The sequence below is a fragment of the Streptomyces populi genome (genome assembly GCF_002911015.1).
GTDB classification, from domain to species: domain Bacteria; phylum Actinomycetota; class Actinomycetes; order Streptomycetales; family Streptomycetaceae; genus Streptomyces; species Streptomyces populi.
In genome coordinates this window covers 16853-39174 of record NZ_KZ626875.1, presented here as the reverse complement: position 1 = coordinate 39174, position 22322 = coordinate 16853, and the positions used below count along the sequence as shown (strand labels likewise).

At 68.7% G+C, this 22322-nt stretch carries 22 protein-coding genes and 2 pseudogenes; 10 read left to right on the top strand and 14 right to left on the bottom strand.

What is annotated here, in order from left to right:
- Positions 1–494: 494 nt before the first annotated feature.
- Positions 495–2096, bottom strand: coding sequence for an SAM-dependent methyltransferase (locus CW362_RS45480; RefSeq protein WP_338069070.1), 1602 nt, complete (start codon positions 2094–2096; stop codon positions 495–497).
- Between the two features lie 299 nt (positions 2097–2395).
- On the opposite strand from CW362_RS45480, the gene CW362_RS45665 reads away from it, so the two are divergent.
- Together CW362_RS45665 and CW362_RS43355 are read left to right on the top strand one after the other, a co-directional pair.
- Positions 2396–2788, top strand: coding sequence for a transposase (locus CW362_RS45665; RefSeq protein ID WP_103550871.1), 393 nt, complete (start codon positions 2396–2398; stop codon positions 2786–2788).
- Positions 2674–3051, top strand: coding sequence for a transposase (locus CW362_RS43355; RefSeq protein ID WP_162684133.1), 378 nt, complete (start codon positions 2674–2676; stop codon positions 3049–3051). The genes CW362_RS45665 and CW362_RS43355 overlap by 115 nt, the downstream gene beginning before the upstream one ends.
- Here CW362_RS43355 and CW362_RS19790 read toward each other — a convergent pair.
- The 3 genes from CW362_RS19790 to CW362_RS19780 all read right to left on the bottom strand — a co-directional run bounded on the left by CW362_RS19790 (position 3002) and on the right by CW362_RS19780 (position 4280).
- Positions 3002–3403 (bottom strand): hypothetical protein, encoded by a 402-nt coding sequence (locus CW362_RS19790; protein WP_167455627.1) that lies wholly within the window; start codon positions 3401–3403, stop codon positions 3002–3004. The genes CW362_RS43355 and CW362_RS19790 overlap by 50 nt on opposite strands.
- Positions 3404–3475: 72 nt before the next feature.
- Positions 3476–3694, bottom strand: a complete 219-nt coding sequence (locus tag CW362_RS19785; protein ID WP_240657889.1) for a hypothetical protein — start codon at positions 3692–3694, stop codon at positions 3476–3478.
- Between the two features lie 295 nt (positions 3695–3989).
- Positions 3990–4280 (bottom strand): hypothetical protein, encoded by a 291-nt coding sequence (locus CW362_RS19780; protein WP_103550836.1) that lies wholly within the window; start codon positions 4278–4280, stop codon positions 3990–3992.
- A 1204-nt stretch (positions 4281–5484) separates the two neighbouring features.
- On the opposite strand from CW362_RS19780, the pseudogene CW362_RS44610 reads away from it, so the two are divergent.
- Both CW362_RS44610 and CW362_RS43345 read left to right on the top strand, forming a co-directional pair.
- A pseudogene (locus CW362_RS44610) lies at positions 5485–5658 on the top strand (transposase); the annotation flags it as partial.
- Between the two features lie 766 nt (positions 5659–6424).
- Positions 6425–6784 (top strand): hypothetical protein, encoded by a 360-nt coding sequence (locus CW362_RS43345; protein WP_162684141.1) that lies wholly within the window; start codon positions 6425–6427, stop codon positions 6782–6784.
- Positions 6785–6969: 185 nt separating this feature from the next.
- Here the strand turns inward: CW362_RS43345 and CW362_RS45660 are convergent, their stop codons facing one another.
- Entirely contained in the window at positions 6970–7488 is a 519-nt protein-coding gene (locus CW362_RS45660; protein ID WP_376451210.1) for a transposase, read from the bottom strand.
- A gap of 125 nt (positions 7489–7613) precedes the next feature.
- Here CW362_RS45660 and CW362_RS19755 point away from each other — a divergent pair, with 125 nt between their 5' ends.
- Complete coding sequence (locus CW362_RS19755; RefSeq protein ID WP_103550831.1) at positions 7614–8312, top strand: SDR family oxidoreductase; 699 nt, start codon at positions 7614–7616, stop codon at positions 8310–8312.
- A 475-nt stretch (positions 8313–8787) separates the two neighbouring features.
- Here the strand turns inward: CW362_RS19755 and CW362_RS19750 are convergent, their stop codons facing one another.
- Both CW362_RS19750 and CW362_RS19745 read right to left on the bottom strand, forming a co-directional pair.
- Entirely contained in the window at positions 8788–10002 is a 1215-nt protein-coding gene (locus CW362_RS19750) for an outer membrane protein assembly factor BamB family protein (RefSeq protein WP_103550830.1), read from the bottom strand.
- Between the two features lie 404 nt (positions 10003–10406).
- A complete protein-coding gene (locus tag CW362_RS19745; RefSeq protein WP_103550869.1) occupies positions 10407–11060 on the bottom strand; it encodes a hypothetical protein in 654 nt (217 codons plus the stop codon).
- A 418-nt stretch (positions 11061–11478) separates the two neighbouring features.
- Here CW362_RS19745 and CW362_RS19740 point away from each other — a divergent pair, with 418 nt between their 5' ends.
- Positions 11479–11781 carry a hypothetical protein gene (locus CW362_RS19740; protein ID WP_103550868.1) on the top strand — a complete coding sequence of 101 codons (303 nt, stop codon included), beginning with the start codon at positions 11479–11481 and terminating at the stop codon, positions 11779–11781.
- Positions 11782–11889: 108 nt separating this feature from the next.
- Here CW362_RS19740 and CW362_RS19735 read toward each other — a convergent pair whose 3' ends face one another.
- A complete protein-coding gene (locus tag CW362_RS19735; protein ID WP_162684139.1) occupies positions 11890–12297 on the bottom strand; it encodes a hypothetical protein in 408 nt (135 codons plus the stop codon).
- 418 nt (positions 12298–12715) lie between these two features.
- On the opposite strand from CW362_RS19735, the gene CW362_RS19730 reads away from it, so the two are divergent.
- Positions 12716–13264 (top strand): GNAT family N-acetyltransferase, encoded by a 549-nt coding sequence (locus tag CW362_RS19730; protein WP_103550828.1) that lies wholly within the window; start codon positions 12716–12718, stop codon positions 13262–13264.
- Positions 13265–13352: 88 nt separating this feature from the next.
- On the opposite strand, the pseudogene CW362_RS45855 reads toward CW362_RS19730, so the two are convergent.
- Positions 13353–13478: pseudogene (locus CW362_RS45855) on the bottom strand (IS21-like element helper ATPase IstB); the annotation flags it as partial.
- Between the two features lie 256 nt (positions 13479–13734).
- Between CW362_RS45855 and CW362_RS19720 the strand changes: the two are divergent.
- Together CW362_RS19720 and CW362_RS19715 are read left to right on the top strand one after the other, a co-directional pair.
- The gene (locus CW362_RS19720; RefSeq protein ID WP_103550827.1) at positions 13735–15591 is read left to right on the top strand and encodes a polymorphic toxin-type HINT domain-containing protein; all 1857 of its coding nucleotides are present in this window, start codon (positions 13735–13737) and stop codon (positions 15589–15591) included.
- Positions 15588–16001, top strand: coding sequence for a DUF4279 domain-containing protein (locus tag CW362_RS19715; protein WP_240657887.1), 414 nt, complete (start codon positions 15588–15590; stop codon positions 15999–16001). The genes CW362_RS19720 and CW362_RS19715 overlap by 4 nt, the downstream gene beginning before the upstream one ends.
- Before the next feature lie 381 nt (positions 16002–16382).
- On the opposite strand, the gene CW362_RS19710 is transcribed toward CW362_RS19715, so the two are convergent.
- On the bottom strand, positions 16383–17012 hold the full coding sequence (locus CW362_RS19710; RefSeq protein ID WP_103550826.1) for a hypothetical protein: 630 nt from the start codon (positions 17010–17012) through the stop codon (positions 16383–16385).
- Positions 17013–17104: 92 nt separating this feature from the next.
- On the opposite strand from CW362_RS19710, the gene CW362_RS19705 reads away from it, so the two are divergent.
- Positions 17105–17755 carry an SMI1/KNR4 family protein gene (locus tag CW362_RS19705; RefSeq protein ID WP_103550825.1) on the top strand — a complete coding sequence of 217 codons (651 nt, stop codon included), beginning with the start codon at positions 17105–17107 and terminating at the stop codon, positions 17753–17755.
- Between the two features lie 233 nt (positions 17756–17988).
- Here the strand turns inward: CW362_RS19705 and CW362_RS19695 are convergent, their stop codons facing one another.
- The 4 genes from CW362_RS19695 to CW362_RS19680 form a co-directional block, all read right to left on the bottom strand.
- Positions 17989–19179 carry a hypothetical protein gene (locus CW362_RS19695; RefSeq protein ID WP_162684137.1) on the bottom strand — a complete coding sequence of 397 codons (1191 nt, stop codon included), beginning with the start codon at positions 19177–19179 and terminating at the stop codon, positions 17989–17991.
- Positions 19180–19508: 329 nt separating this feature from the next.
- Positions 19509–20306, bottom strand: coding sequence for a methyltransferase domain-containing protein (locus CW362_RS19690; RefSeq protein WP_240657897.1), 798 nt, complete (start codon positions 20304–20306; stop codon positions 19509–19511).
- Positions 20307–20840: 534 nt separating this feature from the next.
- Complete coding sequence (locus CW362_RS19685) at positions 20841–21437, bottom strand: NADPH-dependent F420 reductase (RefSeq protein WP_103550823.1); 597 nt, start codon at positions 21435–21437, stop codon at positions 20841–20843.
- A 40-nt stretch (positions 21438–21477) separates the two neighbouring features.
- Entirely contained in the window at positions 21478–22302 is an 825-nt protein-coding gene (locus CW362_RS19680) for an inositol monophosphatase family protein (RefSeq protein ID WP_103550822.1), read from the bottom strand.
- Positions 22303–22322: the final 20 nt, after the last annotated feature.

Here is a 22322-nt window from a genome sequence, read left to right as displayed (position 1 = left end):
CTCGACTCCTCGATGGCTCATTTCCGCAGCCTGCGCAGCACACCCAAGGCTCAAAGAGCGTTTTGTCCCGGCGGGGTTGTTTGGTGGCGCTTCATCGGGACGAGTTGAGAAGGCTGCCGGGGCAAGGGTGTTCCGTGTGACGGGTGGGGCGGATGTCGTCCTTCGGTCGCCCGTTTCCGTGGGTTCGCTCCTGGTCGAACAGGACCGTGGACCAAGGACCTGGACACAGCCTTCTACGTCGCACTGTTCCTGCGCGCTGCCCAGCACTCGATCCGACGCGGCTGCCCCATCGTCTACACCTGAGACCCATCTTCGGTCCCCAGGTCTCCCGGCGGAAGTTACTCACCCTGCACGCGTCACAGAAATCGAGCCAGAACCTGAGTTGGCGAACAAAGCCGGCTGCGGTACGCGCCGCGGACACGACGCGGCCGGGTCCGGGCTCCTCAGCGGAGTCCGGGCCCGGCCTTGTCGTGCGGCGCGCGGCGTCAAAGGGCTCAGTCCCGGGACGCCACCACCCTGGTGAGGGTCAGCAAACGCCCCGTGTCAGCGACGATCGGGTCCTCTTGGGCCGGGCCGGATGTCCATTCCGGGGCGGCGAACTCCGCGCAGGTGCGGTTCCACAGCAACCACTCCCGCCAGCCGTCCTCCAGGGCGTCCGCGGTCTCCACCGTGACCACCCCGCTGCGCTCCCAGGTCCGCCGCCACCACTGGGCGGTGCGGAACGTCCAGAAGTCCGCGTCTGCCGCCCACGGCGACAAATGCTCCGGCACCGGCTCGGCGTCGAGGTCGACCCGAGTGCCCGGTGCCGCCATTGCGATCTGCCCGCCGGGCCGCACGCACCGTGCCAGCGTCGGCAGGTAGCGGACGTCCGTCCCGAAGTAGTGGTAGGCGTCCACGCTCACGACCGCGTCGAAGTAGCCGTCCGCGAAAGGGAGTTCGTGCGCCTCGACGCTGAGCGGCGTGGCCGTTCCCGCGCCGGTGCCGGCTTCTTGCACCCGTCGCCAGTTGTCTCCGGGGGCTATCCACAAGTCGGCCGCTGTGACGTGCACGCCGAACTCCCGGGCCAGGAAAACCGAGGTGAGAGCCGTCCCGCAGCCGAGGTCGAGCACCCGCATGCCCGGCTCCAGCCGCATCGCGCCGGTGAGCCACTCCATCAGCCACAGCGGGTGCGGTCCCATCACGTTGGCCATGACCCACGCCGGGTCGTACGCCGCGCTCCGCGGATACTGTGGCAGCGTCAACCGCTCGGCCAGCACGCCGGGTTCGGCAACGGGTGACTTCCACAGCGAAATCCTCTCGCCGCCGTCCCCGGCTGCTTCCGTCTCCGGCTTCCGTGCGACGATCCGGGCGAATCCCAGCGTCCGTCCCGCGTCCGCCCGCAGCATCGCGGCGACGTCGGCCGAGCCCCGCTCGGGGTCGGCCGCGAGGACCGCCTCCTCCCAGGCGAGCCAGTTCGCCGCGCCGTCCGGGAGGAGGTCCGCACGGTCGACGTCCACCTTCCCCGAGGACTCCCACAGCCGTCGCCACCACTGCGGAGTGTGCCAGCCGTTGTACTCCCAGTCCCACCACGGCGCGAGGTGCTCGGGCGTGCGTCCGTCCAGCTCCTGTGTGGTGCCCGGGGTGACGACGCCGATCTGCCCGCCGGGCCGGACGAACCGCAGCAGGGACCGCAGGAACCAGTGGTCCGTGCCGAAGTACTCGTAGGCGTCGACGCAGACCACCGCGTCGAAGTACTCCTCGGCGAACTTCAGGTCGTGCGCGTCGACGCGCAGCGGGACGACCGAGTCCTCGACGCCGGCCGCGCGGATCCGCTCCCAGTTCTCGGACGGGTCGATCCACAGGTCTGCGGCGGTGACGTGGACGCCGTACTCGCGGGCGAGGAAGACGGAGGTCAGGGCGCGCCCGCAGCCGAGGTCGAGGACGCGCATGCCGGGACGGAGGTCCATCGCGGCGGTCAGCTCATCGACGAGCCAGAGGGCGTTGGGCCCCATCTGGTTCTCGAGTACCCAGTCGGCCGGGTAGGCCGCGGCGCGAGGTGCACCGTCGACGGCAATGAGGTCCTGAAACTTTGTCAGGTCGAACGAAGAGTCGCTCATGGCGGGAGAAGGGTTCCTTGTCGAGAGATCAAGGACCCGGAGAACTGAACGGACGAAGGGTCGCGGCGTCAGCCCCGGGCCCGGAAGGCGGGGATGGCGGAAGCACTGCACACGGCAGCGCCGAACCCGACGGTCATCAACCCACCTCCTCATGCCTCGAATAGCTCCCACATCAACGTCGTGCACGGTACCAGACCGCCCGTGAGAGCCGAAGATGACATGACGCGCTGTGGTGTTTTGGCGTTTGCACAGCTCAAATTCGAACGGCAGGGTTTGAGCGGCGAGATCCCGGGGGCCAGATGTACGCCTATCGCGACCGAGCGCGCCCGGAGTTCTACATCCGTACTGAACGCAGGCGGCGGGCTCGACTGGTCCAGGGCGTGCGTGGAGGGCTCCCGCATCCGTGCGAAAAAATGGGGGAAGCCGACATCGGTCCGTCGCCGGTCGACCGCCGGAAGACAGGCAGCAAACACCACTTGATCTGCGACGGACGCAGCACCCCGCTCAAGGTCATTACCACCGCCGCCAACGTCAACGACGTCACCCAGCCCCTCGCCCTGGTCGACGGCATCCCGCGGTGGCCGGACGTCCCGGCCGACCACGCCGCCGCCCCGATTCCCTGCTTGGGAACAAGGGCTACGACTCCCACCCCCACCGCGAGGAACTGCGTAAGCGCCGGATCCTGCCGGTGATCTCCCGCAAGGGCGTCCCGAACATCAAGGGCCTGGGCAAGCTCCGCTACGTCGTCGAGCAGACCTTCGCCCTGCTCCACCAGTTCAAACGTCTCACCGTCCGCTGGGAATGCCGAACCGAACTCCACGACGCCTTCGTCTCATTGGCCCGCAGCCTCATCTGCTGGAGGCGACTGAAGCAGCACCGGTCGGGATCGTGTCACGAACCCTTGGCTACAACTCACACCACTCACCCAGAGGACCGGCCGCCCGCGTCCGGGTGAAGTCGTGCACCAGGCCCCATGCCCGATCGGTGTCCAGGACGAAGTCACCCGTGAACGCGGCGAGGTCGTCCATGATCGGGACTTCGACCTCGGCACCCGAGGGCACGGTGCCGTCTCCTACCAGCAGAGACATCCGCTCGGCGTCACTCACCAGATGGACGATCGCGTGATCACCTCGGAAGGCCAGGATCAGCACCGGGAACTCCTCATCCGGCGACCGAACCTCGACGTACCCCTGGCCGCAGGAACGCAGGTCGTCGAAGCGGTCTGACAGGTCTTTCACCTCTGAACGTCTCTCAACCGGATGGAACAGCCCAGATTCCGGCGACGTCGCCGCCCACATCACGCTCATCCAGCCACTCTTCCCCACACGAACCGTCGCCCGCGATCCAGGGCCACGCTCTCACGCTCGACCACGACCGGACTACCAGGAACTGTCCGGCCGATCTCGAGATGAATTGGCGTGGCCCCTTGGCGGTCCGGCTGGGAGGGTGCAGAGCCAGTCCAACAGCCGGTGATAGCCGTCGGGGGTGGCGGGAAAGGCCTGAGTGGCAAGGTGCCGGCCGATGGAATCGATCACGGCGGCCTGGGGGAAGTCGGCGTGGGTGTCGACGCCGCCGATCACTGCTGTCTCGTCTGCCATGCTGAGGATGCTGTCCTTCCGCGCGGCGCATGAGGGGACGGCACGCACCGGTCGGGCAGGAGGACAAGACTGTGATGGGACCTTTGGCCGGGCTCCTATGAGGTCACAGACGCCCGACCGGCCGCGCGCAGGGCGGCACCGTCCGAAGCAGTCCACAAATCATCAACAGGACAGCAAGCGTCGGTCAGATGGAGGGTCAGACTCCTCGGACGGCACCGTTTACATCCTCACAGTCAGCCGTGGATGTCAGAAGCCCTCTGCACGGTGCCCCTTTCCCTCGGCAGGGAGGGCGCGATCACCACAACAGGAAAGCGGTGATCGGCCATCCTGGCAGCGTGAGGAGGAATCCCATGACGGCCAGGCCCATGCCGCGCTGGCTCCGTCGGGCCAGCTGGACGCCGGCGATGATGCTGAAAACGAGCGCCAGCGGCGTGAAGACGAGCAACGACACAAGCAGCCCCAGGATGCCGAGACCGAGAAGCAACAGCAACGACAGCAGTGAGAGGACCAGCGCGGCGATGGCGGCACCGTTCCATGCTGTCGGCGGGTGCACCGGTTCGCCGGGCGAGGGGTAAGGGCCGGACACAGCATGCCATTCCGGGCCCCTGTATAGGCCGATTGGCCTGCCTGGGGTCGGATCGGAATCCGTCATCGGGTGGTGCCCTCCCGGCTCCGCGGCTGAGGCCGAGCGGTGCACCGACCCGCCCAAATATTCGCACGGAGGTGCGGTGTGGGATACCTCGGGTTGCGGACGCCCGTCGGCCCGACCGAACGGGCACGGGAGGGGCACGTCGACCGGCGGCCTCCGGACAGTGAGCGAGGTCGGGCGGCCCTCGGCATGACCCGCGAATCCCGGCCCCGGACAGCGCGGGGCGGCGCGCACCCGGGCGTCCGGCTCCGCTCCAGACCTGGCCCACGGTCTTGGAAACCGTCGTGACGCGAGTCACCGTGGGTCCAAATCCCACATCCACCACAGGTGAACAGCCCCTGACCAGGTAAATGGGCGAGACCGGCCACGATCGGTCGCGTGGTGGCTGCGCCTCCCACCGCTACACGCGCATCTGCTCCGTCAGGCTGGCGTGCACTTCTTCTTCACTGTGCTGTAGAAGTCGTCGGCGAACTCGTCTTCAGACATTGCCGAGGCGAACGAGGGAACGTGAACAGGGCGCTGAGGATCATGCGCTCGGTAAGCAGCGCAGTACTCCTGGCGCTGCTTCTTGGTGCTCTCGTACCAGGCTGCTTCCCCTGGTGACCTGGTGCGCACTGGCTTGGGCTCTTCCTGCGCACACCCTGCGAGCAGGGCAGTCAGCGACAGAGCCAGGACGGCTATCGATACGCGTCTCACACAGTCTCCCGGTGATGAAAGCGAAGGTCGGCGGAGCGGCTTTGGGCGGGAGCTGCCATGGGGCGAGTGGTCATGGCCCCATAAGCTTCCGGCGCGTCGGGCAGTCTATGGACCTGCCCGGTACAGCACGATGTTGGGGCCATGATCTTCGAGGCTCGCGCCAAAGTGGCCGGCTAACTGCCTGTTCTCCATCCGCTCGCGCGGTCGGACAGGTTCGAACGGGGGCCTGGTTCGGGTGAGTTGTCCGGGGCGGGTGCATGGAGGAAAGCCCTCTTGGTAGCTCGCGGATGTCGAGTCCAGCGAGAACCAAGAGGGCCTGTTGTCGAAGTGTCGCGTGGCCGTGGTCACCGAGTCCAGTTCGTCCACTCATGGGTGTGACTGCCTAACCCACAGGTTCGGGAATGCCGCCGACCGGCCGGAGCGCCGGCCCCGATACGGCTCGGACATGAGCGATGCCGAGTGGGCTGTGGTGAAAGATCTGCTCCCGGTTCCGGGATGGCCGGCGGGCCGCGGCGGGCGTCCGGAGGGCTACTGCCATCGGCAGATGATCGACGCGGTGCGCTGTCTCGTCGACAACGGCATCAAGTGGCGGGCGATGCCCGCGGACTTTCCGCCCTGGCCGCACGTCTGTGCCTTCTTCACCCGCCGGCGGGACGCGGGACTGGTCACCGAGCTGCACGACCGGCTGCGGGAAGCCGTCCGCGTCGGCGAAGGCCGCAGCGCCGAGCCGAGCGCGGGGGTCGTGGACTCGCAGTCGGTGAAGGCGGCCTGCCGCGCTGTCGGCAGGATGAACCCTCCGGGCTTCGCCTCCACCGGCCGGCCCCGTTCCACCAGCCTCTTCAACCGTGCTCCCGCACCCTCGACGCGTCAGGCGCAGGCGCTGTCCCAGCCGAGCACCACGGCCGCCCGCCGGGCACCCAGCCCGTCATACCCGGGACCATCACCAAGGTTCAGGTCAGCCGGATCGGAGCGCCGACCGTACTGGCTGCCGCTTCCGGTGGGGACCACAGCGTTGTGATCCTGTGTATTCGACCGGGGTCAAGCGTGCCGAAGACAGGTCGGCTGAAGCACTCGGTGGCCGACTGAGATCTGACTGCGGTTGCGTGACGGCTACGCCAGATACCCATTGCCGACTACATCGTTCGGGTCGTACTCCACGGAAGCAACGTCAAACCCCCTGAGTCGCGCCCCCAAGGTGATTGCCAGAACCTGAGGCCATGAGCGAACCCACTCCCGGGCAGCCGCCCCGGCCCGATCCGTCTCAGCAATCGTGGGGGCAAGGCGCACAACAACGTCAGCCCCAGGGATGGGGACAGTCACCCCCCAGTGGCGGACCACCCTACGGAGCAGCACCGCCGAGGAAGAAGAGACGCAAGTGGCCGTGGGTGCTGCTCGTGCTCGTCCTGTTGGTGGCGGGCGGGTGCGTGGCCGTCATCGCCGGCATCTCGCACGAGGCCTCGAAGACGGTCGAGGTCGAGTACGCGGTCACCGGCAACGCGCGAAACGTGACCATCGCGTACTCCGTCTGGAACGACGACGGCATCTCCTCAAGATCCGAAACCGCCAAGACCTTGCCGTGGCGGAAGGTCGTGAAGACGAAAGGCTTCATGAAGGGTGGATCGCTGCTCATCAGCCTCAGCGGGTCGGGAGGAACCGCCACCTGCTCCGTGACCGTGGACCACGGCACCCCGAAGACGTCCACCGCCTCAGGACCGTCAGCCGCTGCTACCTGCTCAGGCTTCTGAGGACGTTGCGACACTTGACGACGTTGATGTCACCCGCTGACGTCAGAGGCCCCGCCGGTTGAACCGGCGGGGCCTCTGATCTGTGTGCACTCGGGGGGATTCGAACCTGCAACCTTCTGATCCGCAGCTCCAGCCGGACCGGTCAGTGACGGCCGTACCGGCCGCTGGGCGGGCCCGGAGGGACGCTACCGTGCGGGGACGGTTGCCGAGGTCGCGGTACCTGGCTGCTGTACCGCGAGATCCAAACGGGTGCCCCTGGAACGGCATGTGCGGGATCGCTGTCGTCCGGTGACGACGAGGTGTCCGTGACAGCTCTGGCCATCCTTCGTAGCGGCGCCACCCACTGAGTGGCAGACCGGGCACAACCCGCAGGCCGGCGTGCCGGAGTCTTCAACGTCGCCGGTCGCGTCGGCCTCGGCCTGGACCCGCTGGAGGAGCAACTCCCAGGTGCCGTCCGCCGACCGACGGCGATACCGCTCGTGCACCGTCTTCCACCGCCCGTGGCGTTCCGGCAGCTCGCGCCACTGCGCGCCTGTCCGGATCCGGTACGGCACTCCGTTGATCACCTGCCGATGGTCCCGCCATCGGCCACAGCGTCGGTTGCTCGCCGGCAGGAGCGGCTCAAGTCGCTCCCACTGAGGGTCAGTCGGATCACCCCCTATGCCCCACAGTCCTGTCAACGACTCAACTGATCGGCAGTGCACTGCCCGACTACTGATCCACAGTCAGGAGCGGAGCCCTCGGAAAAAGCCGGGAGCAGGCGTCGAAGATCGCTGGGTATAGTGCAGGCGCTTTGCCCCGATGACCCCGTCGCCGAGGAGGCCGTCCCATGGAACCCGTCACGCTGATCACCGGTGGCTCGACCGGGATCGGCGCCGCCACCGCCCGCGCCCTGCTCAAGCAGGGCCACCGCGTGGCCGTCACCGGACGCGACGCGGGCAAGCTGGCCACCTTCGCCACCACCGAGGGGGCGGGCGAGCGGCTGCTGACGATCACCGGCGACGCCGGCGAAGCGGATGACGTCGCCGCCGCCGTCCGCCACGTGCTGGACACCTGGGGCCGGCTGGACAACGTCATGGCCAACGCCGGTTTCTCCCTGCCCGGCAACCTGGAGACCCACACCCCTGAGGACATGCGCGCCATGATCCTCACCAACGTCCTGGGCCCCGCCCTGCTGATCCAGGAGACCCTGCCCCACCTGAGGACCTCCAAGGGCCGAATCGTGATCATCGGCTCGGTCGCCGGCGTCCGCCACACCCCCGGCAACCTCTACTCCGTCACCAAGTGGGCCGCCCACGCCCTCGCCGAGAACACCCGCCTCCTGGTCGGCCAGGACGGAGTCGGCGTCACCGTTGTCGCCCCCGGCGTCGTGGACACCCCCTTCTGGCACGCCCGCGGCGGCACTCCCGAGGCAGCCGCCACGATGACCGCCGAGCAGATCGCGGACACCATCGTGTTCGCCGTCAACCAGCCCGCGGGCGTGGACATCAACCACATCACGGTGCGGCCGACGGGGCAGGTCGGCTGAGGTAGAGCTCCCAAGGAGCGTACGGGGAGGCGCCTTTGGCTCCGCCAGGCATGGTGTGGCGCGGGCCGGGGGCGCCTTCGGATCTGGGCATCCGCTGGGACAGGCAAGGGCCCGGGCCAGCCCTTCGTGCCCGTGCCTCCCTCACCGAACTTGCGGTCGCACAGGGCGGTTCACCTGCGTTCACGGGTGGTCGGCGGCCTGTGCCGCGCCTACCGTGGAACCCGCCTGAACGTCCCCGGACTGCGATGAATGAGACGGAAACCGAGACGGGCCACAGCGGCCTGGCCTCTCACGATGATGGGTGGTCACCAGTCCCGCCACTGGTCCGTGAGTTCGTACCGGTCGAGCCCGCGGCCGGCGGTCAGCGGTCAGGGCTGCGACGTCGCCCCCTTGCTCCGTGAGGGCCTCGTCGATGTAGAGGCAGAGCTGCTCGCGCTCATCGGTCTCGAAGGCGCGCTCCGTCCGAGTCACGACTTCAAGCGTGCTCCGGCTTGCCCGCGAAGATCAGCCCTTCGTTTCCGTAGGGGCTCTCGGCGACAAGGAAGCCGTTGACGGTGCCGAGGAGCTCAGCCTCCGTCTGGTGCGTCAGGGATGTCACCTGCTTGCCGCTCGCGGCGTCCAGGCCCACGAGGCTGAGCGCGCCCTGCTTCTCGCTGCCGGTGAGCAAATAGACGGTCTTGCCGTCGCTGAAGGCGCGCCGGCCTTTCTCGATCACGAGGTCGGCCACCTCCCAGCGCTTGTTTCCGCTCTGGTCGTAGGCAGCCACGCCGGTCTCGGAAGAGATCACGACGATGTTGTCGTCGTGTGCCCGTACCGCACCGTGAACCACAGAGACTCGTTTGCCAGTGGCGCCATCGAGGAACATCACGCTTCCCACGCCGTCGCGTCCGCGGCGGGAGACCACGATGTGATTGCGCACGTTGTACAGAGTGGTGCCGTACGCCTTGCCCAAGGCCACCGTCCACAAGGCCTTGCCTTTGGAGGGGTTGATACGCATGAGGCGTCCGGTGTCCGCATACGAGTCGAACTGCTTGTAGACAAGGGCGTAGTTTCCGCCGAAGTCGCCGGCGTCGAAATCGGCGGCGGTGAGCACGGAGTCGGTCTGCTTCCACCGAGCCTTGCCCGTCTCCAGGTCCAGAGCGGTCGTCCAGCTGTAACGCGATCGGCCTGAGACCAGCACGACTCCCGCTCTCGGGCGGAAGCTGATGTCATCACTGCCCCGGCTGGGCCACTCGGAGACTCTGGTGGCCCAGACAGGTTTTCCGGTTCGCCCGTCGAGGCGTGCCACAAAGTCGCCCACGGTGCTCTGGTCGTTCCCCTCAGGTGACTGGTTTCCCCAGCTGACGATGAAGTCGCTCCCGACGGGCCATGCCTGCTCGGCGTAGCCGGACCTCACGGATGACTTCCATCGCTGAGCACCGGTGGCCGGGTCGTAGGCGACCAAGGACGATCGCTCGTCCGGCAGCGTCAGCACGACACCGGCACCAACCGCAATCGGCTTGCCACCGAGCTCACGCGGCTCGGACGCGAGGGTTCGTGGACCGAACGGCCCGGGTCTGGCCGCCGGGGAGGTCGGAGCGGACGCAGCATGAGCGGGGCCGGAGCCGGTGCTGCACGCGGTAAGGGCGGGAATGCCAAGGGCTGCCAGCAGGAAGGCGTTGGCCAGGCGAGGAGTGAGGAAAGAGGGCATGGCAATTCCAGAGGTGCGAAGGTCTGACCGCGGGGGGCTGGTCCTGGCCGGCGTCGTGTGCGGGATTGCAGTGGCGAGACGTGTGCGCTCGCTGTGTGATCGCCGAGGAGCCGATTGCCGGATGCTTACTCGAGTAATCAGCCAGGCAATACGATCTTCCTATCAGCTTCCGAAGCGGCCTGTCACCCCTCGCCGACCGCGCGATACCGCACCGTGAGGAGGCCCGGACGAACGACCGGTGCCGACGCGGGTGCTCAGGGCGGCGAGTCCTACCGCCGACGCAAGCCGGGAGACCGGCTTGCGCCGGCACGGCACCCGAACCGCCCTCAATCCAGCAGTTCAGGATCAGACAACGGGAGAAAACACCCCCTGAGCAGCACAGCCCGACCCCGGCTGCTCACGGCTCAGCAGTCGTAGCGGTGGGCGGTGGGCCAAGTGGGGCAACTGCGGCAGACGAAGACATAGACGCCTCCGCAGTCCCCCATGGTCATTTCATGGCTGTCCTGCTGCCGCTCCGGGTCGTCGGAGGTTTCCCAGCCGCAGCCGGGACGGGTACGCTCCTCGACCGGGAGCCAGCGGCCACACGATTCACTCGCCGAGATCGTCAGCAGGTGTTCCATCCGGGAACCGCACGAACAGCGCGGCCAGTTCGGCGGCTGTGTCCAGCCGGGGTATCCGCCGACCTTGCTCTGCCGGGTGGTGAAGGCGTCGTAGTAGGAGATGCCGCAGGACTTCTCCATCTCCTCGCTCCGCTCGCCCACACGCTCGGACAACTCCGCAGGCATGTCCCAGCCGGGGTACTCCACTGTCTCAGTGGGGTGTACCACGCAGGGCTGCGGGACGTACTCGTCGTCGAACTCGTCAGGCCGCGGCGTCTCGTCCAGCAGTGGCCGATCCGCCAGGTCGGCAACGGATCGCCAACGCAGCACCGGAACCGGCGAGTGCTGGTCGTATTCGGAATGGATCAGCGGACACCAGAGCACTTGGAGCACGTCGGCGCCGTCCGGGAACACCAATGCCGGAACGTCGCGGGCGATGAGCTGCAGCACGGGCACCATGAAGACGGGGTCCGGCCCCACCACCGCGCAGCCGCGGGCAGGGTTGTAGTGGTCAGGAGCCGTACATGTCGGCCAGGGCTCGTCGGCGGGCCAAAGGAGCGGGCCGCCCAGCGAGCTCTCGTCCCGTTCGGGGCTACCGGCACGCGGGTACAGCAGCGTGGTCGCCCGCGCATAAGGTACGAGTTCTGGAAATACTTCCGCGATGTCGTACGGGGCCGGTGGAACGGTAAGACCCATGATCACCTCCGGGCACGCATCGTAACGCGACCGAAGTCGGCCGACACCGCTCGTGTCTCCTCGATGCGCACCATGGGCACAACGGCCACTGAGGTCTGCTCGGCCGGTCGGACGGCCGGCTCCGGTGCGATTGCCGTACCTCGCCGCTGTACGGCGGAAAGGGTTCTGCTTGGATCAGTCCATGATTTCTGTCGACGCGCCGGACGGGACACGAGAGAGGGCAGAGCTCGCGGTCTGGTTCGGCGGGGCGTCCTTGGCGTGCTGGTTCTGCTGCCCGTTCTGGGTACTGGTCAGCTTCATCTCGCTGCCGCTGGCACTCGTCGGTGCCGTACGGGCCTTTGTCGAGTACCGCGCATCGAGGTCGGGGCGAGCGAGCAGGACGCGAGCCGTGGTGGGTGGCGTGTTGTCGCTCCTGGGGGCAGCAGCCGCGATCACCTACATGGTCTTTCTGGCCGCCCATCCCGGTCTTCCCGTCCAGGAATAGCCGACGAAGAGGCCGCCACATCGGCGGCCGTTCCGGCCTGCGAGCCGAGAGCACCGGCTTGGCGGAACTGTTGTCGGCGGCGCCTGGTGCGTCGTGGTGCCCCCGGGGTCAGAATGGCGGGTCGTCGGAGCAGCCGCCCTCCCAGGGCCGATCCCTCGGTTCGGGACCCGAGATCAGCGGGTCGGGAAGGGGGCCGGGTTCTACGCCCCAGGTCACGAGACATCGCTTGGCCATGTACTGGTACCCCCGGTACTCGCTGACGCCGAGCGTGCCGCGGACCAGCGGTACGAGCTCCGGAACATGTGCGGCCGATTCGGGCACGGCGAACGTCATTGCCGCTGCGTACACCGCAGCCTCCCTGATCAGAAGGTCTGCGTCGGCGAGGTGTGACCGTGCGGCCTTGTAGATCAGCGGGATGATGGCGCGCACCGCGGCGACATGGGCCATCGGATGCAGGCGTGTTCCTGCGGGCAGGGCGATCCGTAAGACCGGTCGCGAATCCCCCGTGTACGCCATTCTGTTCACAGCGTGCCGTCAGATCCCGGGTGCCTTCGGGACGCAGAGCATGAGATGCAGGATTCGAAGGCGCCATAGCGCACCAGCGTCTGCGAATAAGTGGCGATGACGTTGATTCAGCCACGCTTTCGCAGGCGCGGCAAGGACCTGCCGCGCTGGCGTGTCTTGTCGACCGGCCGGCTTCGTCCGCTTCGAGCAGCAGCGTTCGGCCATCGGTCCGGATGGCGACGGGCGGCCGGCGGGGCCGTGGACGTTCCCGAGAAATGACGTCGGATCCCGTCCTTGAACCCGCAGGGCGAAGCAGTGCAGGGTGTGGCTTGTCGGAGAGGACGTGAGAGAGGAAAGACGTTCCCGAGCAGGTGGGTTGACGGGTCCGCGAGTCTTGATCGCCACCGGGCCCGCTGATTGGCTGGCCTGCATGACCGAGTCAAGGACCGTCGTCTGGCCACCTGCCCCGATCAGGACCGAGAGGCTCGTGCTCCGTGAGCCCGAGGCCCGAGACCGTGCGGCGGCCATCGAGCTGTCCGCCTCGCCGGAGGTGGGTACCTACGTCGGTGGCGCGCGGCCGCGTGACGAACTCGAGCGCACGGTGCCCGAGGTGCCCGGGCGGCGTCCTGGCGTCTTCGTGGTCGAACTCGACGGGGCGATGATCGGCTTCGTCGAACTCAACCGGCGCGACGCGGAACATCGGAGTCAGGTCCGTCCGGATGCCGGGGAGGCCGAGCTGGGCTACATGTTCCTGCCGCAGGCATGGGGATACGGGTACGCCACCGAGGCGTGCGCGGCGGCACTCGACTGGTTCTCCGGCGCGCATCCTGGCGATCCGGTGGTGCTCACCACCCAGACCGCCAACGCCCGCTCGATGCGCCTCGCGGCGAAGCTCGGGTTCACCGAGGTGCAACGGTACGAGGAGTGGGGTGCCGAGCAGTGGTTCGGCAGGTGGTTCCCGGTCGCGCTGTCGAGGTGAGGCCTGTGCAGGTGTCAGCCGTGTCAACCGACCTTGGCGGCTCGCTTCCACCCGGGCCAGGGTGGAAGCGAGCCGGTAGGAATCGGTGCCGGTAGGAATCGGTGCCGGTCTCGATGAGGGTGCCGTTGAGGGTCAGGCGGCCGACGACGGCCGCGCGGGCCGGGAGTTGGGGGTCGGTACAGGTCTTGCTCCAGTCCGTGAAAGCCTCGTCGGAGACGCTTCAGAAGCGCCTGCCGAGGGCGAGCGGCCCACGCACTCCGGCCGCGGGCGACACCTCGGCATCCGCCCGGACACGGCATGCCGGACCGCGCGGATTTGAGTTGATCATGACCGGTGGTAACGGTTTACCCTGATTGCGACCACGCGTTCGATATGCGCGCAAACACGAGGGTGGCCCGACCGGCCGCTCCGGGGGAAACACGGACTCCTGCCGATGAACGGCGTCACGGGGTCCGCGCTCTGAGGAACACATGCACCTGCACGTAAAACAGAAGATCGTCACGCTCGCGACCGCCCTGTGCCTGACCGTGGGCGCGGGCGTGGGCACCGCCTCGGCAGCCGGGCCGCCGCAGAAGCGGGCGGCGGAACCCACCTTGCTGGAGATCGCGGCCAAGGTGGCGCAGTACTCCGACTGCGGTTCCCAGCCTCTGCTGGAACGGCCCGCCTGTCTCAAGGAGTTCGCCCTCAAGTCCGCCAAGCTCGGCCTCGGTGTAGGCGTCTTCCTCTACGTCACCCGTGACGCGATGAAGGACGAGGGCAGGTCGTTCAAAGAGCTGGAGACGGCGCTGACCGAGCTGCACAAGCTCAAGCCCTACCTCCTGCTCGACCCGGACAAAGAGACCGATCCGGCGAAGAAGAAGCAGATCTACGAGCAGACGCTCAAGGCGTTCAAAGCCGCCAAGCCGCACGTGGACAAGCTGCGCACCGACGTCGTCAGGGCTTCCCGTCTCCTCGACGCCCACACGGAGTCGGTCGAAGCCTTGGCCGTGCTCGCCGTCGCCGTGGGCGACTACTACCCCGATCCGAAGCCCGTCGACGACCGGCCGGCGAAGGACACCTGGGACATCGCCGGCTTCTTCAAGGACATCGGCAAGAGCCTGGACCAGATCAACGCCGGCTTCGACAAGATGAACGGCGCCCTCGATGACATGAACAAGGCCACCACCGAGGTCAACCGAGGCCTGGACCAGGCCAACAAGGGCATCGAGAAGGCCAACCGGGGGATGGACAAGCTCAATGAGGGAGTCAAGGAAGCCAACAAGGGGCTGAACGAGACCAAGAAGGCGGTCGAGGGCATCGACAAGGCCGCCTCCAAGCTCCACGAGATACCCGACTTCGACTTCGACTTCTCCCGTCTCGCCGAGAAGATCGGGGCGAAGGACACCACCGCCGAGGAACGGGCCGCCCAGGAGCGCCGGATGTCGGTGCTGCTCAACCTGATGCCCGGGATCGGGGACGCCAAGGGCGTCATCGAAGCCATCACCGGCAGCGACCTGGCCACCGGTGAGAAGGTGAGCGACACCGACCGGCTGCTGGGCTCGCTCGCGGTCATGCGCTGGCTCAAGTACGGGGGCAAGCTGCTCCCGGAGGACATCAGGGCCGCTCGCAAGGGCGACAAGGTGCCGAACTGCAACAGCTTCCCGGCCGGCACACGGGTCCTCATGGGCGACGGCACCACCACGGTGCCCATCGAGCAGATCACCGTCGGCGACAGTGTCCTGGCAACCGACCCGGAGGCGGGTGTCACCGGCTCGCGGCCGGTCGAGGACACCATCTACACGCCCGACGACGAGGACTTCACGGGCGTCACCCTGAGCGGCGACGCGGGAGCGGAGCCGCCCACGCTCGCCGCGACCGACCACCACCCCTTCTGGGTCGAGAACCGGAGGCAGTGGGCGGACGCCCGCGACCTCAACTCCGGTGACACGATGCGCACCCCGGACGGCACCGCGGTGCGCATCGACAAGGTCGCGCACTGGAAGGAGCCGCAGGGCGCCTACAACCTGACCGTCAACGACCTGCACACCTACTACGTGCTGGCCGGAACCACGCCCGTACTCGTCCACAACGCGTCCTGTAGTTTCATCCGGGGAGAGATCCCCGACGCCGCGGCCATCGAGCGGGGCTCCCTGGTCAAGATCAAGGAGAAGCAGCTCGAGAAGGCGCTCAAGACCGTCGGGGAGGACCCCCACGGCTTCAAGGCCGACTGGGTGGGGAAGAACAACGTGTCACGGTTCGACGCGATGCGCGACGGCGAAAACAGAGTCGTCCTCGTGAGCAAGGACGGGAAGATCTTGGTTCCGACGAATTACAGGTACCGGCCGTGAGCGCGTTCCGGATGTACCTGAGGGTGGTCAGCGAATCCCTGCAACCGCAGGAGATCTCCGCGCGGCTGGGACGCGAGGCGGACGAAGCGACCGCGATCGGCAGCCGCAGGCGCCCCCAGTCCCCACCGCGCAAGCACGCGACCTGGATTCGCCACGTGCGGGCCCCGGGCGAGTCCGGGCGACCGGAGGATCTCGAACCGGTGGTCCTGGACTGGGGACCGGAATTCGCAGCGGCGCTGGGACGCCTGGCCGACTCGAAGGACGCCGACGTCTCCCTCGTGATCGTCCAAGAGATCACCGACCCGGAGGACCCGCAGCAGAAGGGCGTTTTCCTGCGCGCGGCCCTGCTGGCCTGGCTGGCCCGGGCCGGAGCGTCGCTGGACATCGACCAGTACGTGTATCTCGACTGAGCCGGCCGCCGGGACAGAACCCGGCCCCGGGCGAACCGCGCCGGTAAGCCGATGACCTGGTCCGGGCCGACTGCCGTACGTCGGCCCGGGCCGGGTTCGCACCGTCGGCAACGCCGGCGAACGCCGGCCCAGCGTGTGCCGCCGTAGCTCCAGCGCCAAGTGCTGTCCTGGGAGGCCCCGTAGCGGTGGTCTTCAGGCAGCCGACGAGTGCCGTCGGGCTGAGCACGGCAATCCACTGCCGGGTCCGAGCGGCGCGGCGCGGGCCTTCTCCTCACGCGCCTCGACACCCTTCCGCACGGCCTCTGCGGCCTTCTTCGGGGTGCTGCGCGTGGGACCGCTGTTCCGGAGACTGTCTCAACACCCGCATCTTCCCCGCTCGACCTACGCGGAAGCCACCTTGGCGACAAGGCGCCTGCGCCACTCCTCCAAGCGCTTCATCTCGTAGTCGCCGAGGTTCTCGTCGATGCCGTACAGCGTCCCCGATTCGACCTTGATCTCTTCGTCCAGGAGGTCGAGCGCTTCTTGGACGTCGCCGTTGAGTTCCAGTGCTGTGATCAGGGTTGTGCGGAGGGAACGGGTCTCGCTCCACCGCTCGAGGCCGAAGGTCTGGGATTCGGCGTACAGGGCGCGCGCCAGGCGTACGCCCTCGGCCGATTCACCGTTCTCCGCGAGGAGCTGGGCGAGCGTCGAGCTGTGGCGATGCGTGTCGACGTGGTCGGAGCCCAGCACCCGGACGCAGTCGTCCGCGAGGGCCCGCGCCTCGGTGACGGCTGTGTCCAGGTCACCGGTCCTGCGGCGGCTCCAGGCGAGCCCACCGCGCCACATCAGGGTTTCGGGGGCATCGGCCCCGAACTCCGCGATTCTGTCGGCCACTTCGGCCTCGGCGAGTCGTAGGGCGTCGGTGTGCAGGCCTTCGTCGAGGAACCAACTGGACACCTTGGAGCGGGCGGCGAGAGTCCTGGGATGCCAGTGGCCCAACTCCCGCGTGAGACAGGCGACGTCCTCGTGCACTTGCGGCCAGGCTCGCGCCGCCGGCCGCCGCGAGTGCCGGAAGCGCCGGCCGACCCACCAGGTGCCGGGCGTGAGGCGCCGCTTCTTCCCAGGTGCTCCCGTACCGCCCCGGCTCCCCGGTATCTGCGCCCCGTCCGACATCAGAACGCGCCTCCGCTGTCCACCCACGTCTCCTTCTCGGCGGCCCACGTCCAACGCGACGCTTTCCCGACAGTGCCCCTACCACGACTCCCCTACCCAGAGGGCCCTTCACTCATCCGGGCGCAGAGGGAGGGCACGGCTTCCCACTGTTCCAAAGGGCCTGGGGGATCGTGTTCCCCTCGGACTTCAAGGAGTTCCTCGCGCGCTACGGTGACGGCGTGCCGGACCTGGATCTCGGTGTGCTGGTTCCTGCCACCGTGACTCCTGAGACCTGTGACGATCCGGGCGCCCCGAAGGGCGGCATGGGGTTCATCACCGCGGACACGCGAGCCACTTGGGTGGACACCGAACCCACCGGCATCGATGCGGCAGCCGAGGATCTGGTGACCTGGGGAGCGGATGGCAGTGCCGACCCGTACTGCTGGCTCGCCCACGGCAACCCCGAGGACTGGCCGGTGGTGCTCTTCAGCCACGGCGACGACACCTGGACGCGCTTCGACTGCGGCATGACGGAGTTCCTGCGCAGGGTGTTGAGCGCAGACAGCCGGGCCGAGGCCATGCAGGACTCCGCTCTGTGGGGCGCGGGCTTGCGCAGGCTCTGAAGTTGCTCGGCCTGCCTCGTCCGGCGAGCCGGCGGTAGCAGATGAGGGTGCAGGCGATGCCGGTGGAGGCCAGGAAGTGATCGGCTTTCCGTTCGTGACAGCGGTGGACGTGGTCGGTGGAGACCGAGCTGAGCGGCATGACGACGACCGGGTAGGAGTCCTCCCGCTCCGGCCCGATCGGCGTAGCGCCGGGCCGGAGCGGAACGCGCGATACTCACGTGGGGGACGAGTCGTCACCCGCCGCGCTTGAGACGTACGACCACGGGGGCGGTGAAGGGGTTTCCGCTCTGGCTGACTTCGACGACTCCGGCGCCCAGCCACTCGTCGGTGCCTGGTATCCGGTGGATCTCCGCCAGCCACAGTGACTGTCGTGAATCTCTGCCCGCACCGGTCGACAGGGGAAGGCGACGCCGTTTGATCTTGCCGCACAGGCCGTCGTCGTCCAGGTACCAGTTGTGGTCGAGGAACAGGCCCTTGTCGTCCTGGCTCACCGGGGTGCGCAGGGCGCAGCCGCCGGGAGCGGGCTTCTGGTCCACCCACTTCGAGCCGTTCCAGCGCAGCCGGATGGGTTCCTCCGCGGGTTCGGGGCCGCCCTCGCCCTGGTTGAAGCTGTTGAGGCCGTAGGCGCGCACCTCACCGCTGTCGAGGGCGAAGACCTGGCTGAGGCTGGCGCCCGCTTCCGGCGGTACGGGGTCCGCGAACCGCACCTGCGGGGTCTTGACCGGCTTCCAGGAAGTGCCGTCCCAGTGCATCGAGGCGGGCTGGACGTACTGTCCGCCGTCGCTCAGCCGGGTTCCCGGCCCGGTGGAGCGGACGCCGACCGCCCAGACGTCGTCCGGTCCGGCCACCGTGAGGTCGGACGTGCGGTAGGGCAGCCGGGTCGTCGTCCAGCGGGTTCCGTCCCAGTGCAGGGCGGTCCGTTCGTCGGTGAGGGCCCAGATGTCGTCCGGATCCGCCGCGTCGAGGAGCCGGACCTTGCCCGGCGGAGGGTTCGGCACCGTGGACCAGTGCGTGCCGTCCCACTGTGCCCAGCGGTTGGCGCCGGTGCCTGCCGGGTCGGTGGGCGGGTGCATCCACAGGACGCCCTCGCCGATCTCGTCGATGACGGGTGGGTTGTCGGTGGGGGCGAGAACGTCGGGAAGGGGCTCGTGTTTCCACTGCTTCCCGTCGTAGTGCAGCAGTTGGGGGTCGGCCGCACCGCTTTTGTCGAAACCGGCGGCCCAGACGTCGTCCGCGGCCAGGACGGCGACATCGGTGAGGCGACCGTCGAAGTCCGCGATGTGCGCGAACTCCCAGGTGAGATGATCCTGACGGCCCTTCGCCGCCGGCCCGAAGCCCATACCGTAACCGGCCGCCGAGAACACGGTGGCCAGCACCACGACGGCCACCGCAGTCCTGCGCCGGTATTCCCTGATTCCACGCACGCCCGCCCCTGCCCTTCCCCAATGAACCGGAAGCATAACCTCCGTCGATACCCGTGGGAGGGCGGCCAAGACCCGGATCCCGGGCATGACATGCCACCGAGTGGGGCGGGGAGTTCCGGAGCGCGGCGGCCCGGTCGGGTTCGCTCGCCGGTGCGTCTTGGAGGAGGCCGGCAATCGCAGCATCCGCACAGGCCGGCACCGCGGTCTTCACTCCCGTGCGACCTGTCCTCGGTCCCTCTTGCCGACTCCTGCCGGGAGGCTACCGACCAGGTCTGACACCCATGGAGCAGGGCATCGAGTTCTGACGAGCCGACATCACGAGTTCAGGTTCAGTGACCGAGTGCCGGAGGGTGCTCGGCCGGACGGCGTCCCCAGGCCGAGATCAGCGGCGCGAGGGTCAGGTCGAGTTTGCCCGCTTCGACGGCGGCCAGGTGCGCGTTGATCTCGGTGTCGTCGGCCAGGCCGGCCGCGAGCAGTTCGCCGCGCACGTGCCGGACGGTCGCCGCCTCCAGCCGGTCGCAGGCCGGCCCGCCGACCGGGAAGGAGCCCGTCGCGGCGACATCCACCAAGCCGGCCTCGCGCAATGCCCGCGGCAGTGTCCGGCCGTAGCGCAGGTCCGCGCCGCGGCGCGTCAGCAGCTCCCGGACCGCGTCGCGCAGCCGGTTGGCCCGCTGCTGCGCAGGGCCGCTGTCGTCCAGGCATGCCAGTGGCTGAAGAGCGGTGTCGGCGTCCTCGACCAACAGCCAGCCGCCGGGCCGTAGTGCTGCCGCCATCGTGGCCAACGCGCGGGCCCGGTCGGGTACATGGACCAGTACGAGCCGGGCGTGCACCAGATCGAACGTCCCCGGTTCCGGGGGCGGATCGGTGGCGACGTCGTGCCGGCGCACCTCGTACCCGTCGCCTTCCCCCAGCCACGACGGGTCGATGTCCGTGGCCAGCACGTGCCCGGTCGGACCGACGGCCGCCGCGAGCGCCTGCGGGATGCCGGGGTCACCGGCCCCCACCTCCCAGCAGCGCGAGCCGGCCCCGATCCCCAGTCGATCGAAGTGCCCGCACGTCACACCGTCGAACAGCTCGGCCGGCCCGACGAATCGCTCACCCGCCTCGGCGCGCGCGTTGTCCAGCAGGTACCCGCGGGTGGGACCGGGCTCTCCACCGAGCGTGCCGGTCCCGCCTGTCGGATCCGGTCGGCCGCCGACGTGCGGCGGGCGGGGCGAGGAGGTTGTCACCGCATGCTCACCTTTCCGGGCCACCAACGCCACGACGACGGAGGAGGAATGTCCCACACAGTCGGCGCACCATGCATGGGACGGCCTTCTCGAAGGTCCGGACGGCCGCCGCCGCGTCGGCCGCTCCGAGGGCGAGGGAACTCGCCCCGGCCGGCACGGGGGTGGACAGGAAGGTGACGGTGCGGTTCCTCGGTCCCTTCCTCATCGGGAGCCCTCCCTCCGCGGCTGCGGTGTCGCCCCGTCGAGACTGCCGCAACGCACTCATCCCGTGTTGGCACTGCCTGCACGGGTGGTTGGCGCTGCGTCCACAGCTTTCTCGTTCCGACGCCTGCCGGCACGCACCCGCCCCCGTCCGCCCGGACCTCGGCCTCGGCGGCGACCGCCTCGCCGGCCCCGCCCGCGGTCGTCCTCGGGACGAGTCGAGTCGGGCCGTCAGCGGGTGATCGAGATTGCGAAGGGTGCGAATCCGCTGGATCGGATCACGTGCGGTACGAACAGGATCGCGGCCTCGGTGGCCCGCGCGGTCTCGATCCCGCCGAGGTCCATGATCCATTCCTGGTGCCAGCCGAGGTCGGTGAGAAGCCCGCGTACGACCTGCTTGGCCTCCAGGTCCTCGCCGGAGAGGAAGGCGGTCGGTGTCTGGGTGAGCGCGGCGGGCGCGGTCATCACCGTGTGGAGCATCGTGTTGAGCGTCTTGACGACGCGCGTGTCGGGGAGTGCTTCCTGAAGCTGTTCCGCGAGGCTCGAGCCGGGGTGGAGCAGGTCGGCCGGCAGTCCGTCCGGTCCGTCGACGGTGGCGTTGGAGACGTCGACGAGAATCTTGTCCCGCAGTTCCTCGCGCAGCGCGACGAGCCGCTCCAGCGAGCCGGCGCCCGGGGTGGCGTTGATGACGATCTGCGCTGTCCTGGCGGCGTCGGCGGCAGAGCCCGGTGAGCGGTCCGCCACGGTCACCTCGTGGCCGGCCCGGGTGAGGGCCGGGGCCAGGCTGCCGCCGACGCGGCCGTTTCCGAGAACGGCGATCGTGGTCATGCTGATGTGGTCCTTCCGGTGTTCGTGGTTCTCGTGGGAGTCAGCGGGAGAGCGTGGTGACGGCTTGGGCGTGCACGCCGGGCGCGGCGGCCAGGAAGCTCTCGCTCTCCGGGGTCCAGGGGCGGCCCTCGGCGTCGGTCGTCCGCCCGCCGGCTTCGGCGACGAGCAGCGCTCCGGGAAGCAGGTCCGTGCGAGCCCCGGCGAACTGCCAGAAGGCGTCGATCCGGCCGGCGGCCACGTTCAGCAGGTGCAGGGTGGCGGGTACGGACGTCCGTACCACGAGCGCGTCGAGGAGCATCGCGGTGATCGAGGAGCCGGTGCGCCGCACGACCTTCTCGTCCTCGTCCGGCCTGGCCTGGCTCGTGGCCACGAGGCTCAGGCCGAGGTCGGTGGTGTGGGACACGTGCAGCGGGCGGCCGTCGAGGTGGGCCCCGGCGCCGGCGAGTGCGGTGTAGGTCTCGCCGGTCAGCGGCAGGTGAACCACGGTGAGCACCGGCTGGTTGTCGCGCACGAGCGTGGCGGTCACCGCCCACTCCGGCAGGGCGTGCAGGTGGTTGACGTTGCCTTCGGCCGGATCCAGGACCCACCATTCGCCGGGAGGCAGGGCCCCGCCCGCGAGCTCGTCCCCCGCCAGGCGGGCGTCCGGGCGCAGGAGGGTGAGGCGGGGGCGCAGGACGTCGAGGACCGCGTCGTCGTTGGCGGCGAGCGCGCGCATCAGCTCTTCGCGGGTCCGGTGGCGGACCACGTGGCCGAACCGCTCCCGCAGCACCGAAGCCGCCGCGCGCACGGCGATCGCGGTCTGTGCGAGCAGGTCGGCGTCGGAGGCGGAGTCGGCGATTCCAGTGGTCCGGATCGACTCGGGCATGGTGGTGCTCCCGTCTGAGC

Coding starts and splice junctions, on each gene's coding strand:
- CW362_RS45480 (WP_338069070.1), bottom strand. CDS start 2,096: ATGAGCGACTCTTCGTTCGACCTGACAAAGTTTCAGGACCTCATTGCC.
- CW362_RS45665 (WP_103550871.1), top strand. CDS start 2,396: ATGTACGCCTATCGCGACCGAGCGCGCCCGGAGTTCTACATCCGTACT.
- CW362_RS19790 (WP_167455627.1), bottom strand. CDS start 3,403: ATGAGCGTGATGTGGGCGGCGACGTCGCCGGAATCTGGGCTGTTCCAT.
- CW362_RS19785 (WP_240657889.1), bottom strand. CDS start 3,694: ATGGCAGACGAGACAGCAGTGATCGGCGGCGTCGACACCCACGCCGAC.
- CW362_RS19755 (WP_103550831.1), top strand. CDS start 7,614: ATGGAACCCGTCACGCTGATCACCGGTGGCTCGACCGGGATCGGCGCC.
- CW362_RS19750 (WP_103550830.1), bottom strand. CDS start 10,002: ATGCCCTCTTTCCTCACTCCTCGCCTGGCCAACGCCTTCCTGCTGGCA.
- CW362_RS19745 (WP_103550869.1), bottom strand. CDS start 11,060: ATGGTGCCCGTGCTGCAGCTCATCGCCCGCGACGTTCCGGCATTGGTG.
- CW362_RS19740 (WP_103550868.1), top strand. CDS start 11,479: ATGATTTCTGTCGACGCGCCGGACGGGACACGAGAGAGGGCAGAGCTC.
- CW362_RS19735 (WP_162684139.1), bottom strand. CDS start 12,297: ATGGCGTACACGGGGGATTCGCGACCGGTCTTACGGATCGCCCTGCCC.
- CW362_RS19730 (WP_103550828.1), top strand. CDS start 12,716: ATGACCGAGTCAAGGACCGTCGTCTGGCCACCTGCCCCGATCAGGACC.
- CW362_RS19720 (WP_103550827.1), top strand. CDS start 13,735: ATGCACCTGCACGTAAAACAGAAGATCGTCACGCTCGCGACCGCCCTG.
- CW362_RS19685 (WP_103550823.1), bottom strand. CDS start 21,437: ATGACCACGATCGCCGTTCTCGGAAACGGCCGCGTCGGCGGCAGCCTG.
- CW362_RS19680 (WP_103550822.1), bottom strand. CDS start 22,302: ATGCCCGAGTCGATCCGGACCACTGGAATCGCCGACTCCGCCTCCGAC.